General features: G+C 34.8%; 13 protein-coding genes and 5 tRNA genes. 8 read left to right on the top strand and 10 right to left on the bottom strand.

Annotation, left to right across the window (positions count from 1 at the left end):
• Positions 1-114 precede the first annotated feature (114 nt).
• The 3 genes from ACQQ6V_RS01405 to ACQQ6V_RS01395 all read left to right on the top strand — a co-directional run bounded on the left by ACQQ6V_RS01405 (position 115) and on the right by ACQQ6V_RS01395 (position 1,690).
• Complete coding sequence (locus tag ACQQ6V_RS01405) at positions 115-543, top strand: transposase (protein WP_448843805.1); 429 nt, start codon at positions 115-117, stop codon at positions 541-543.
• The gene (locus ACQQ6V_RS01400) at positions 519-854 is read left to right on the top strand and encodes a helix-turn-helix domain-containing protein (protein ID WP_448843804.1); all 336 of its coding nucleotides are present in this window, start codon (positions 519-521) and stop codon (positions 852-854) included. The genes ACQQ6V_RS01405 and ACQQ6V_RS01400 overlap by 25 nt, the downstream gene beginning before the upstream one ends.
• 74 nt (positions 855-928) lie before the next feature.
• Positions 929-1,690, top strand: coding sequence for a phage tail-like protein (locus ACQQ6V_RS01395; protein ID WP_448843803.1), 762 nt, complete (start codon positions 929-931; stop codon positions 1,688-1,690).
• Between the two features lie 63 nt (positions 1,691-1,753).
• On the opposite strand, the gene ACQQ6V_RS01390 is transcribed toward ACQQ6V_RS01395, so the two are convergent.
• The 5 genes from ACQQ6V_RS01390 to ACQQ6V_RS01370 all read right to left on the bottom strand — a co-directional run bounded on the left by ACQQ6V_RS01390 (position 1,754) and on the right by ACQQ6V_RS01370 (position 2,289).
• A tRNA-Arg gene (locus tag ACQQ6V_RS01390) sits at positions 1,754-1,827 on the bottom strand.
• 74 nt (positions 1,828-1,901) lie between these two features.
• Positions 1,902-1,976 (bottom strand) — tRNA-Pro (locus ACQQ6V_RS01385).
• A gap of 38 nt (positions 1,977-2,014) precedes the next feature.
• Positions 2,015-2,088 (bottom strand) — tRNA-Arg (locus tag ACQQ6V_RS01380).
• A gap of 30 nt (positions 2,089-2,118) precedes the next feature.
• Positions 2,119-2,193: transfer RNA gene (locus ACQQ6V_RS01375), tRNA-Pro, on the bottom strand.
• Positions 2,194-2,202: 9 nt separating this feature from the next.
• Positions 2,203-2,289: transfer RNA gene (locus ACQQ6V_RS01370), tRNA-Ser, on the bottom strand.
• A gap of 136 nt (positions 2,290-2,425) precedes the next feature.
• On the opposite strand from ACQQ6V_RS01370, the gene ACQQ6V_RS01365 reads away from it, so the two are divergent.
• Positions 2,426-3,430: an N-acetylmuramoyl-L-alanine amidase gene (locus ACQQ6V_RS01365; protein WP_448843802.1), complete on the top strand. Its 1,005-nt coding sequence runs from the start codon at positions 2,426-2,428 to the stop codon at positions 3,428-3,430.
• Positions 3,431-3,609: 179 nt separating this feature from the next.
• Here the strand turns inward: ACQQ6V_RS01365 and prmA are convergent, their stop codons facing one another.
• The 5 genes from prmA to ACQQ6V_RS01340 all read right to left on the bottom strand — a co-directional run bounded on the left by prmA (position 3,610) and on the right by ACQQ6V_RS01340 (position 7,523).
• Positions 3,610-4,437 carry a 50S ribosomal protein L11 methyltransferase gene (gene prmA / locus ACQQ6V_RS01360; RefSeq protein ID WP_448843801.1) on the bottom strand — a complete coding sequence of 276 codons (828 nt, stop codon included), beginning with the start codon at positions 4,435-4,437 and terminating at the stop codon, positions 3,610-3,612.
• Between the two features lie 289 nt (positions 4,438-4,726).
• Positions 4,727-5,488 (bottom strand): triose-phosphate isomerase, encoded by a 762-nt coding sequence (gene tpiA, locus ACQQ6V_RS01355; RefSeq protein ID WP_448843800.1) that lies wholly within the window; start codon positions 5,486-5,488, stop codon positions 4,727-4,729.
• A gap of 35 nt (positions 5,489-5,523) precedes the next feature.
• Positions 5,524-5,874, bottom strand: coding sequence for a TerB family tellurite resistance protein (locus tag ACQQ6V_RS01350; RefSeq protein WP_448843799.1), 351 nt, complete (start codon positions 5,872-5,874; stop codon positions 5,524-5,526).
• A 5-nt stretch (positions 5,875-5,879) separates the two neighbouring features.
• Positions 5,880-6,968, bottom strand: coding sequence for a BT_3928 family protein (locus ACQQ6V_RS01345; RefSeq protein WP_448843798.1), 1,089 nt, complete (start codon positions 6,966-6,968; stop codon positions 5,880-5,882).
• Between the two features lie 24 nt (positions 6,969-6,992).
• Positions 6,993-7,523 (bottom strand): DUF1599 domain-containing protein, encoded by a 531-nt coding sequence (locus ACQQ6V_RS01340; RefSeq protein WP_448843797.1) that lies wholly within the window; start codon positions 7,521-7,523, stop codon positions 6,993-6,995.
• A 132-nt stretch (positions 7,524-7,655) separates the two neighbouring features.
• On the opposite strand from ACQQ6V_RS01340, the gene folP reads away from it, so the two are divergent.
• From folP to ACQQ6V_RS01320, 4 genes are all read left to right on the top strand, one after another.
• Positions 7,656-8,492 (top strand): dihydropteroate synthase, encoded by an 837-nt coding sequence (gene folP / locus ACQQ6V_RS01335; protein WP_448843796.1) that lies wholly within the window; start codon positions 7,656-7,658, stop codon positions 8,490-8,492.
• Positions 8,492-9,844, top strand: a complete 1,353-nt coding sequence (locus ACQQ6V_RS01330; protein ID WP_448843795.1) for a chloride channel protein — start codon at positions 8,492-8,494, stop codon at positions 9,842-9,844. The genes folP and ACQQ6V_RS01330 overlap by 1 nt, the downstream gene beginning before the upstream one ends.
• Positions 9,845-9,960: 116 nt before the next feature.
• The gene (locus tag ACQQ6V_RS01325; RefSeq protein ID WP_448843794.1) at positions 9,961-10,980 is read left to right on the top strand and encodes a helix-turn-helix domain-containing protein; all 1,020 of its coding nucleotides are present in this window, start codon (positions 9,961-9,963) and stop codon (positions 10,978-10,980) included.
• 102 nt (positions 10,981-11,082) lie between these two features.
• Positions 11,083-13,470: a TonB-dependent receptor domain-containing protein gene (locus ACQQ6V_RS01320; protein ID WP_448843793.1), complete on the top strand. Its 2,388-nt coding sequence runs from the start codon at positions 11,083-11,085 to the stop codon at positions 13,468-13,470.
• Positions 13,471-13,870 lie beyond the last annotated feature (400 nt).

The following is a 13,870-nucleotide window of genomic DNA, read 5'->3' as shown; positions in this document are numbered from 1 at the left end:
TATAAAATATTGTCTGTTAATAGCATAGTTTTTAACCTAGAGTCTCATTAATCTAAGTTACTTATATACTAAGTTATATAATTTATGACTCTTAAAATTAATCTATTTCTAAAAATGAATTATAAAAACATACATATAGGAAATCTCATCCATCAGAAAGTTAAAGAAACTAAAATTGATATTGATAGAATTTGTAATTTTTTCAAATATGAAGAAGAGAAAATCACATCAATGTACACCGCAGAAAACTTAAGCACAGATGACCTACTGCGATGGAGTAAACTACTAGAATATGATTTTTTTAGAATATATACTCAGCATCTTATCATATATGCTCCCTCGACTACTCCAAACTTAGGGAAAAATTCAAAACAAGAAAAATCAAAACTTCCCTCCTTTCGTAAGAATATCTATACCAAAGAGTTAATTGATTTCATCCTAGAATTGATAAAAACTGGGCAAAAAACAAAATTAGAAATCATAGAAGAATACAGAATACCAAAAACAACTTTATATAAATGGATAAGCAAATACAACGATTAGGACCAGATTATTGCAAAATATACAGCGATATCATAGATCTAAAACACCCTCATAAAAAAGAAAGTTGTGAGAGTATATTACAAAAGAAACAATTATCAGCCTTGGACATTATTATGATCAACCGTATAATATTCAATAATACCGATAAAAATACTTTTGAGTTTAACCAAAAAAGTAAATCTTACACTAATGATGATATCATATATATTTTAAATTATCAAAAAGAAAACAGCCTTAATAATACCCAAACGGCACTTCATTTTAAATTAAGCCGCAACTCCATTACCAAGTGGAAAAAGATATTCAGATAAAATAAGCAAAAGGCTAAAGACCAAAACAACACGATAAAGATATTCACAAAATAACTATAAAATAATTTTAAACTATGAAAAAACAATTACTCTTCTTATCCCTAGTGATAAGTACATTAACTTTTGCACAAGTAGGTGTCAATACAGCAGCGCCATCCGTTACATTAGAAGTCATAGGAAAACCAAGTGATGTGACTGCAGTAGATGGTTTCAAAGCGCCTACAATTACTATCAAACAGCTAGAAGCAAAGCATAGCAAGTATACTACTGCTCATACAGGAACATTTATCTATGTCACCGATGTAGTCGATAAAATCGTACCTACAATAAATTCTACACAACTCGTTGTAGGACCTGGATATTATTATTTTGATGGCATACTATGGCAACCTATTCCTAGAGCGGGTTCAGCAATTCTGACAGCTAAAACAGGTGTAGGAAACGGGGCTGTAAATGCAGTTACAGTTGCTCAAAATGGATTTAATGTCGTGAAATTAGAAACGGTTACTAAAAATCTAGGAGGTGGCGCTTGGAATAGCAGCACCTCAATATATACAGTACCTGTATCAGGTACGTATTTTATAAAATCTAGCGTTAGATTAGTTGACGGTAGCGATTCTAGAAACTTATTTCAAGCTGTTGATACAGAGCAGAGAGATATCCCGCAAGGTCTATGGGTTAGAAATCCTCAAGGTGGCGGTAGATTTACAATGCTTTATAACAGGCTCGCTTACTTTAACAAAAATGATCAATTAAGATTATTTATATACTCAGATGGTGCTCCTGCTAATATATCAGATGCCTCTCTAGATATAGTACTTATGAGTCAGAATTAAAAAAATATCTTATAAGTTTAAAACAAAAAAATACCCAAAACTATATAGTTTTGGGTATTTTAGTGAGCGCGACAGGATTCGAACCTGTGACCGTCTGCTTAGAAGGCAGATGCTCTATCCAGCTGAGCTACGCACCCATTTTTGGGTTATTAATAGAATACAAGTTGTATCTAAAAAAAATAATTTTTAATTTTCATTAAAAATTATTTTGTCGGGATGGCAGGATTCGAACCTGCGACCTCCTCGTCCCAAACGAGGCGCGATGACCGGACTACGCTACATCCCGAATCGCTTAAAAAACAACTCACAACCGTGAGATATTAGTGAGCGCGACAGGATTCGAACCTGTGACCGTCTGCTTAGAAGGCAGATGCTCTATCCAGCTGAGCTACGCACCCATTTGTAATTTTCCTAAATTACTAAAACAGTCGGGGCGGCAGGATTCGAACCTGCGACCTCCTCGTCCCAAACGAGGCGCGATGACCGGACTACGCTACGCCCCGAGAATTATGCGGAGAGTAAGGGATTCGAACCCTTGGTACCGTTTCCAGTACGCATGTTTAGCAAACATGTCCTTTCGGCCTCTCAGGCAACTCTCCTATCAATAGCTATTTAAAGAATTCTTTACTTCGTTATTGCGAGTGCAAATATAGAACTCTTTTACATATTTACCAAATTATTTTCTCTATTTTTTTTCATACTTTTGACACTTCAAACACAAGAAAAACCTCTAAAATGCGTAATTCGTTATATTTCATAGGATTAGGATTAACCTTAATTTCCTGCGGTTCTCAAAATAATGCAAAAAAAGTTGTTGCAACTCCTAAACCAAGCATTACTCCTCCTCAAGTTGCAGCTCCAAAACCTCCTATTAAACATGAAGAAGGAGATTATTATACTGTAAACATTTCGGATCCTAAAAAAAATGACAACACAATAAGTTATGGATCTATTGTCTCGGCTAAGCCCAATCGCTATAAAGTTGTAAAAACTTATTTCCCTGCGGTTGCCCAAAACTTCCGCCAACGATATGTTATATTACATTACACCGCGCTTAATGATGAAAAATCTATTTCTGTATTAACACAACAAGCGGTGAGTTCTCATTATCTCGTTAATTCTTATGACGACAATGAGATCTACCAATTAGTAGATGAAAATAAAAGAGCCTACCACGCAGGCATAAGCTATTGGAGAAAAGACCAAAACCTTAACGACACCTCTATAGGCATAGAAATCGTTAACGGCGGTTATACGGCAGATTCTGCAGGCACTAAGACCTTCCCTGGTTTTCCAGAAGAACAAGTAAAAAAAGTTGCTGCTTTAGTAAAAGACCTTGCTACACGTTACAACATTCCGGCAACCAATATCTTGGCACATTCTGATATTGCGCCGACTAGAAAACAAGATCCAGGTCCTATGTTTCCTTGGAAAAAATTATACGACGATTACCAAATCGGAATGTGGTATGATGATGCAACCAAGCTTAACTTTATTAGTCAGACACCTCCGCAAGATTTTGATGCCCAATACAACACAACTCTTTTTATCATGAAAGTCCAAATTGCCCTTAACAAATTTGGCTACCAATTGGATCAATCAGGTACTTGGGACAAGGCTACAAAACAGACCATAGAGGCTTTCCAATATCACTTCCGACCAGAAATATCCAATGGCATGCTTGACATCGAAACTTGGGCTATTCTGCAGGCATTAATACAGAAATATCCTACCAAATAATATTAGGGCGTGCCCTCATAAAAAAAAGCTGAAACCTTTCTTAGGTTTCAGCTTTTTTTTATGACGTCGGTCTACAGGCAGTCGCTTTTTCTGAGATACCCTCAGCTAGGCTCAACGATCTCAGAAAAGAGCTCCAACAATGCCTTTCGCCCTCACGCAGATTGGCGTATATCTCGATATTACTTTTTCAAAAGTAGGCTCACCCACTCCTCTCTTTGCATTTTCTTTTCTAATATCAAGTTGTTTGCTGTGCATACTTCTAAGATATCATCTACATCAAAGAAACAAAGTCCAGATAACAACAATTGCCCGCCATCTTCTAAAACCGAAACATAAGTCGGGATATCAGAAATCAAGATATTACGGTTGATATTAGCAAGAATAATATCAAATTTTTCTTTACCAAGATTATCAGCAGTTCCTAACTCGATATCTAATACAACATTGTTACGTTCTGCATTTTCTTTAGAATTTTCTACTGACCACTCATCAATATCAATTGCCAAAGTATCTGCTGCGCCTCTTTGTTTTGCAAAAATTGCTAACACAGAAGTCCCACAACCCATATCCAAAACTTTTTTATCTTGGAAATCCATATCATACATCTGCTGGATCATAAGATGCGTCGTGGCATGATGTCCCGTCCCGAAAGACATCTTAGGCTGAATAACAATCTCATAAGGCGTACCTTGACTCTCATGAAATTCTGCTCTAATCAAGACTTTTTCATCAATATTAATAGGTGAGAAATTCTTTTCCCATTCTTCGTTCCAATTGATGTTAGGCATCGCTTTGTACTCGTATGTAATCTCTACGTCTGAAGAATTAAGAAGGTCTACACTTTTTAAATTATCTTCTATAAAAAGGTCTTCTTGGATGTATGCCAAAATACCATCATGCTCTTCGGTAAAACTATCGAAACCTATTTCGATAAGTTCTGCCATAAGAATATCGTTCCATGGTTGTAAAGGCTTTATTTTAAATGTAAATTCTAAATATGATGTCATGTTCTGATTTTATGTTTGCAAAAATAACGATTTTTAAAATTAGATTCTAAATGTCAGACATTAGATAGAACATTCATGTAATTATTAATGTAAACTTTCTAAATGCTAACGTTTCTTGCGCGAGGGCGAAGCGCATTGTCGGAGCTCATTTTTTGGAAAATGGAATGGAATGGAAAAAAATAGCGACTGCGCGCAGACCGACCCGCATGATTTCGGATAAAAAAGCGCGGTGACCTCAGGTCACCGCGCTTTTTTATCCGAAACAAAGGGACGCGCCCAAAGTAAAATATTATGAGTTAAAACCTTCGATAATCTTAGAGAAATCTTCAATCTTAAGTGCTGCACCGCCGATTAATCCACCGTCGATATCTGGCTGAGAAAAAATTTCTTTGGCATTATCAGGCTTTACTGATCCACCATACAAGATCGAAATTTCGTCTGCTACGTCTTGACCATATTTGGCCGCAATTAAGCTTCTGATATATGCGTGAATCTCTTGTGCTTGCTCTGGCGAAGCAGTTTCTCCCGTACCAATTGCCCAAACTGGCTCATAGGCAATCACCACTTTCTTGATTTCTTCTGCTGACAAAGTAAACAAAGCGACTTCCGTCTGATTTTTAACGACGTCAAAATGTTGTCCAGACTTGCGTTGCTCCAAAGTTTCTCCGTTGCAATAGATTGGCGTAAGACCTGCATCTAACAAAGCTTTTACTTTTCTGTTGGCATGGCTATCTGTCTCACCGTGGTACTGACGACGCTCTGAGTGAGATACCAAACTTCCGTTAACCCCTATAGAATCTATCATCTCTACAGAAATTTCGCCGGTGTAAGCACCACTTTGATATTCTGAAACATCTTGTGCCAAAACGCCAATTTCGCCATTTGCAAAAACATTTTTTGCAGTCGTAAGATATAATGATGGCGGTGCAATGTAAACATCACAATTGGTATTATTATTTTTTTTGTACTCCAACAATTGGAACATTAATGCTTCTGCCTCAGCAAAATTTTTATTCATTTTCCAGTTTCCTGCAACAATGTTTTTTCTCATAGTTAAGCTATTTATATATGATTTCAATTTTAGTATTAATCTAACTTCCAGATATTTTTCATCAATGTATAATATTGATGCTCTGCAGCTGTTACGTTGTGGTCAGCTTTGATTATTTTTTTTGCAAACACCCGAAATTCTTCTCGCTCTACTGGCGTAGAATCTTCATAAAAACAACGCGCATGAAACTCGAAATGATCCTTCCAGTCACTTGGTTGTAATCCTGCAATGATAGACATCTCGTTATCCAAATTCATACGAAAAGGAAATTCTTCTGCCAGATATTCTTGGATTACTTTTTCTTCTTCTACATGAAACTTATAATCTACCGCTGATAACAGCATCAGTAAGTGATAACCCGCAATGGATTTATTTGATTTTTGCATTTTAATTAATTTGAATGTTCTTTATAATAATCTTTAGCGCTCATTTTCTCTACAATCTTTCCGTTTTCTAAAACTAAAACAAAAGGATTGCTTCTTGCAATTGTTTTTATTGCCACCTCATCCATTAACAGGTTAGGAATTTTGTTAAATACACCTTGCTGCGTAGAAACTCCGTACGATTTTGCAGATCTATCGTGTATTAAAAGCGCTTGTATCTCTGCCATAACCTGAGAAGAAGCTTCTTTTGGTTTATAAACAAAAACAATAATTGCCTTCGGCTGATTGAGGATTTCTGAAGTTTTATCTTCTCCTTCTGTAGTTTCTATTTTAAACTTTTTAATCTCAGATTCATAGCCTTTCTTAGTTATCTCAGACACGGACTTGCCTTCTTCTATTTGCCAAGAAGTATCCTTCCAATATTCTTTATTAATATATTCGTCTTGATCCATTTTTTTTACTTCTCCAGTTTTTAAGTTTTTAAGAGTGTAAAATGTTTTGTAAACAGAAGGATTTTTCTCTATATTTTCTCGTTCTTTATTGATATCAGTTCCTATTTTGTATGCACGGAAATCAATTAAAGGCTCGTGCGCCAGACCGCGATACATAACAAATACCATCACCAACATAAAAACACCTAAGACAGGCAACTTAACACAACCAATATCTGCTTTTTCGGTTTTCTTTCGGTACAAAAACATTAACATTATCAACCCTAATAATAAGGCTATATCCTTCCAAAAGGATTGCCAAGGCGTCATCTTAAGAGCATCTCCGAAACATCCGCAATCTGTCACAACATTGTAATAAGCAGAATAAAACGTTAAAAATCCAAAGAAAACACACAATGCTATTAATGCTGACAATGTTGCCTTCATCTTAATTTTCATCAATAACATGAAGCCTAATCCTAGCTCTAATACCACAACAATGATGGCAAAATGCAAGGCATATTTTTCAAAAACAGGCAAATTAAAAACGCTTGGCGAGAAATATTCTTCTAACTTGAAAGAAAAACCTTTGAGATCTACCGCTTTCACAAATCCGGAAGCGATAAATATTAATGCAACGATATAGCGTAAAATTCTTTTCAACATAATATATGATTTGGTGTTAATATATTAATATTTAATCAAACAAAAAACAGCGTAATTGAGCATATCAAAGTAATTAGCATCCAATCCTTCTGAGACTAATGTCTTACCTTTGTTATCTTCAATCTGCTTAGTTCTCAATACTTTTTGATAAATCAAATCCGTAATAGAACTAATTCTCATCTCTCGCCAAGCTTCTCCATAATCGTGATTTTTACGCATCATTAATTCTTTAGCTTCATGAGCATAATGATCGTAAAGCGCCATAATTTCCGTAGGATCTGCATCTAACTCATCAGAAAAACCTTTCTCCAACTGGATCAATCCAATAATCGAATAGTTGACAATCGCGACAAATTCGTCCTTTTCGTCTTCGTCTACCATTTTGACATCCGTCATCTGTAACGTTCTAATTCTGTTGACTTTAATATAAATCTGATCCGTGATAGAACTTGGTCTGAGCACGCGCCAAGCTGATCCATAATCTGATAATTTCTTTTGAAATAAATCTCTGCAATCTGTGATTACCGCATCAAACTGAGCTGATGTATTCTGCATAAAAAAAACTGTTAATGTCCAAAGATACAAAAATTAGCTATTGACGATTCAATCATAAATCTGATTTTCTACAAAGTCTTTTTAAAGTGGAAATTCGTTGGTCGTGCTAATTAGGTTTTATAAATTTGTAATATGAAATCTAATGTTTCTCCCAAACAAGTACCCAAATCTTTCAGTATCAATTGCAACGGTCGGTTAATTGATCTTACCAAGCCCAAAATCATGGGAATCCTTAACGTTACACCTGATTCTTTTTCGGATGGAGGACGATTTAATTCTGAAAAAAATGCGCTTCAACAAGTTGAAAACTTATTAAAAAATGGCGCAGAAATCATTGATATTGGCGCTCAATCTACTCGACCTACTGCCGATTACCTTTCCGCAGAAGAAGAGATTGAAAGATTAGGAACTATTATTTCTTCGATCAAGAAAGAGTTTCCTGATACCTTAGTTTCGCTGGATACATTTTTTGGGAAAGTTGTTGAATTTGGTTATAACGAAGGGATTGACATCTTTAACGACATTTCTGCAGGACAATTTGATGATAAGATGCTAGAAAGTGTTGCAAGAACAGGTCTGCCTTATATTTTGATGCATATTAATCCCAGCTACAACGAGATGCATAACAAGATTAACCATCCTGATATTATTATAGAACTCAATCGCTTTTTTTTAGAAAAAATTATTGAGCTAAAAGCATTAGGCATCAAGGATATTATCTTGGATCCAGGTTTCGGGTTTTCTAAAAGTCAAGATAATCAACTGCAAATTATAAACGAACTAGAATATATTGGCTTTGGAGAGTATCCGATATTAATTGGGATTTCTAGAAAATCCTTTATCTATCAACCTTTAGGGAAATCTCCTTTAGAAATTAATACAGAAGTTAATATACTTCACCAGAAACTATATGAAAAAGGCGCAAAAATCTTCCGTGTTCATCAACCAGAATTAATATCTTTCCTCTGATGAAAAAATTATTACAAAGCATAAGACAAAGCCTAAAAAAATCCTTCGACAATATCCGAAATGAAAGGCTAAAACTAAATCTATTGCAAGCAATTCCATTTTGGATAGGCTCGATTATCACCGGTTTTTTCGCCGTTATGTATGCTAAAATTTTTGCCTGGGGAGAGCAATTACTAGCATTACTACTCAACTGGCACAGCTGGATCATTTTTATTATTGCACCTATTGCTTTTGTATTATCATGGTGGCTAGTTAAAGAATTTGCACCTTACGCCAAAGGTAGTGGCATACCGCAAGTCATGGCTTCTGTAGAACTTGCCAACCCTAAAGAACATCGCAAAATAAAAAGCCTATTAAGCCTTAAAATAATATTTTTCAAGATTATGTCTTCTGTTATTTTAGTTATTGGTGGTGGTGCTGTTGGACGAGAAGGCCCAACAATCCAGATTGCAGGGTCTATTTTCAGAAAAGTAAATGAATATCTTCCCGATTGGTGGCCCAAGATTTCTAAAAAAAATATGATTATGACAGGAGCTGCGGCTGGTCTCGCAGCAGCTTTCAATACACCATTAGGCGGTATCGTTTTTGCTGTAGAAGAACTAGCTAAGACGCATATCAATTATTTTAAAACTGCATTATTCACCGCTGTAATTATTGCTGGACTTACGGCACAAACTTTAGCCGGTTCTTATCTCTATCTTGGTTACCCTAAAACTAATGATGTAAGCTTAACTATTGTATTTCCTGTGATATTAGTAGCTTGTATGTCTGGGATACTAGCCAGCCAATTGTCCGTCATTATGTTAAAGATTAGTGCGTGGAAAAAAAGCAAATTAAAAACGACTCAATCTAATATTATATTCTTAGTCATATCAGCATTGATTATCGCTTGTATCGCTTATTTTATCAATCGAGAAATATTAGGCTCTGGGAAAGAAATCATGGAAAGAGTTCTTTTCACCAATGATAAATACGAGGAGTGGTATATCCCAATACTCAGGATGATTGGTCCCGCACTTGCCTTTACATCTGGTGGCGCAGGAGGTATATTTGCACCAGCATTATCCGCGGGAGCAAGTATAGGCTCTGTAATTTCTGGCATAATCCATCTAACACCTAACGAAACCAACATTGTTATCCTATGTGGCATGGTAGCCTTTCTTACAGGGATTACCAGAGCGCCTTTTACCTCTGCAATTATTGTTTTGGAGATGACAGATCGACACTCTTTAATTTTTTACCTTATGTTAGCAGGTATGATGTCTTCTATAGCATCAATTCTCGTTAGTAGACACTCTTTGTACGAAGAATTAAAAACTAGTTTCTTAAAAGAACTACGAAAAAACGAATAGAAATTTCATCAAATGGAGAACGGTTTTAAATATTAAATCATACATCCAAATTTGACGTCATATTAATGGAAACTTAAAAACAAAGCTATTATATTTACAAAATAATAAATATAATCATGACATTGCTTTTCTTTTTTAGTGCTTTAGGGGCTTTCAATGGGTTTTTACTGTCGTTGTATTTTGCCATCAATGCTAAAAAGAAAAATTTCACCAATTATTTTTTATCGCTTTTACTTTTGGTTTTAAGCATCAGAATAATAAAATCTGTTTTCTTCTATTTTACGCCTCATATTTCCAATATTTTTATTCAGATTGGTCTTTCAGCTTGTGTTATGATTGGCCCACTACTCTACTTATATTTAAATTCTTACTCTGAGAAAAAAGCCAATTGGAAAATTCATGTGATTCCTTATTTGGTTTTGATGACAGCTTTGGGAATATTTTATCCGTATGTAGAACACCAGGCAATCTGGAGCAGATGGATTGTCTGTGGAATTTATTTTCAGTGGTTTATGTACATTATTCTGTCTTTCAAATACATGTCTCCGATTATTCAGAAATTTAAAAAGAAAGAAAGTTTAAAGAATTTAGACGTTTGGTTTGTGAGCATTTATCTCGGTGTTTTATTTATTTGGTTGGCCTATACAATTGCTGCTTACACTTCTTATATTGTGGGAGCATTGTCATTTACATTTGTTTTATATCTAATTGTTCTCTTATTGATTTTTAGAAATAACAATGAATCTTCTACTTTTTTTGAGGAAAAAGAAAAATATAAGAACAAAGAAATCGATAAAGAAACACGTCAACAGATTGAACAAAAATTGTCGTTAATTCTCGATAAAGAATTATTTCTTAATCCTAATTTCACCCTCGAAGATGCCGCCAAAGAACTGAAGATCACCAAACATATTTTGTCACAATACGTTAATGAAATTTTAGGTAAATCTTTCTCAAGTCTTATCAAAGAGTACCGAGTTGAAAAGGCAAAACAATTACTGGAAACCGAAACCAATTACACGATAGAAAGTTTAGGTTATGATAGTGGTTTCAATTCAAAATCGACCTTTTTCACAGCCTTCAAAAAAATCACGGGATTAACGCCAGCTGAATATCAAAAGTCACAATCAAAATGAGTTCGAATTTATCAATTCAAACTTCATTTTTATGAATGAAAACCTTTAAGACACACGCATCAAAGATATTTGCACTCATAAATAACAATTCAAATTGTCAACATGAGACCAATATCTTTATTAATTATTTTTTTCTTCAGCAATGTCATTTCAGCACAAATTAAAATTTCCGGAACGGTTGTCACATCACAAAACCGACCTTTAGAATTCGCAGAAATTACGCTTTTTTCAGAAGATGCTACACCGCTTTTAAATCAATTAACCAATGAAAAAGGTGAGTTTATTTTAGATTCTAAAAAAGGAAATTACATCTTACAAATTCATCAATCTGATGAAATTCTACATACTCAAAACATTGTACTGAATTCCGATTTTGATGCTGGAATAATTACTGTAAATCCATCCAAAACAATAGAAGGCGTAGTTCTTACCAAAAAGAATAAACTCGTAGAAAGAAAAATTGACCGATTGGTTTTCAACATAGAAAATAAAATCAACGCAACAGGTGGCGACGCATTAGATGCACTCAAAATGACGCCCGGCGTATTGGTAAGAAATGAAAACATCAGCATCATCGGCAAGCAAGCAATCAGAGTTTTGGTTGACGATAAAATGTTGGAACTTGGGGAAGCTGACTTGGCAAATTTTCTCAGGTCGATACCGTCTGATAATATCAAAAGTATTGAGGTCATCACTACGCCACCCGCAAAATATGATGCTGCTGGCGGAAGCGGATTAATCAACATTCAACTTAAAAAAACAAAAAAAGATTCATGGAGCCTCTCTTTGGGAAGCAGCTATCTGCGTCGTGAAGAACACGGTGAAGGTGCTGTTACAAGTAATCTCCTATACAATAAAAACAATTTAAGTCTTTCTGCTTCATTAAATTACAGAGATGGTGGCGAATATCACGATTATCAGGATTACAATAGTTTTCCTAATAATTTTTGGAATACCAAACAGGCTTTCAAAAGACAGTATAAAAGACTGAATAGTGTTCTCGGAATGCAGTATTCTGCGACCCAAAATTGGACTTTTGGGTTTCAATATATTGCGAATATCAACAATGCGAAAGCCTATAGAAAAACCCAATCATCTGTTTTTAATCACAATAGTGACACCGTTTTTAATGAAATTTTATCCGAAATCAATGCCGCTCAGAAGCCAAAATTCAACTCTCTAAATCTATTTAATGAAATAAAACTCGATTCTTTAGGCAAGAAAATCATTCTTAATCTGGATTATTTTAATTATTCAAACTTTGATACAAGACCCTATCAAGGAACTTCGGTGATGAATAATCCGTACAACATTCAGTATTTTAAAGGCATTAATAACAATAAGCAAAGAACAAATAATTTCTCAGGAAAAGTAGATATAGAACTTCCTACTACTTGGGCGAATTGGAGCACAGGCGGGAAGATTTCAGTTTCCAAAACAGAAAACGATATCTCGGCTTTCAACAGTGGATTAGTCCAAAATCAGAATCCTGAAATGCCACAAATCAATAATCAATATAATTACGACGAGAATGTTCAGGCATTGTATTTCTCTGGAAATAAAAAGTTTAGTGACAAGTTTGAGGCACAAATAGGATTGCGAATGGAAGCCACCCAAACAAAATCACACAGCGGAAACTACAACCAAGCGATTGATAATAATTACACAAAACTGTTTCCATCAATTAATTTATCGTATTCTGCCAATGAAAACTCCACCTACAGATTGAGTTACAGCAAAAGAATTGCCCGCCCCAACTTTGCAGAACTTAATCCCAATGTTACTTATGTCACGCCATTTTTAAGCGTAGAAGGCAATCAGGTTTTGAGACCTTATTTTGTAGATAATTTCGAGTTTTTCTTAACCTACAAGAAATTTGAAACCAAATTATACCATAGCTTGGAAAATGATGTTTTTAACCAAATTGGATTGCCCGACCTTGATACCAACAACATTCGTCTGATTTATAAAAATAGCTTTAACATCCGAAGATATGGCATTTCCGAAACCTTCACTTTTGATAAACTAAGCTGGTGGAGCAGCATCAATACGATTAACATTAACTATTCCACTGCCAAAACCATAGATGTATCAGCAACGCCAGCCAATGGGCTAACTTCATTTTTCACTACTAATAATGATTTTAATTTAAATAAAAATAAAACCTTATTATTCAATGTAAGTTTCGAGTATTATATGTTTGGGAACTACGGTATTGATAAAATCAAGCCATTTACGTCAACCTCTTTCGCACTTCAATATCTTTTATTGGATAAAGATTTAAAAATCACACTGAAAGCCAATGACGTTTTTAAAACAGACCGATTCAGATTTTCTTCCACCGTAAATGGTGTCCATCGCAATTCTGACTACTATTTTGATACGAGATTATTCCAATTGGCTATTAATTATAAGTTTGGAAGCAAAAAAATAAACATTAAAAAAAGACAAACCAGTAACGAGGACGAAAGAGCTAGAACTGGCAATTAAGCTTTTTGATTGTGAAGAATATGGTTATATTATTTATCGCTAGCATAGCTTATTTCATCAATCTTAAAGCCTTAAGATCTGTAAAATAAATCATGGAAAGGCTCCTTTTTACACCTAATAAACATAAAGAATAGCACGTGCCTACTTTAAGAGTGACAAATCCAGCATTAGTATTTACATATGCTAGTGCTGGTGATATTTTCCCAGTTGCCTTACCTGTAACCTCCAGCTTCATCAATAGCACCTAACGAAACTAATATCCTCATCCTCTATGGCATGGTCGTTTTTTTCACAAGAATCACCAGAGCGCCTTTTAAATAAACAATTATTTTGGAAATGATAAATAGACACTCTTTATTTGTTTGATCTAATGCCTTTTTTTTAGCTTCAATTCTATTTA

This window comes from Chryseobacterium electrogenes, from assembly GCF_053553015.1.
The sequence above is the reverse complement of the archived record's forward strand: the minus strand, read 5'-3'. Positions and strand labels throughout refer to the sequence as shown.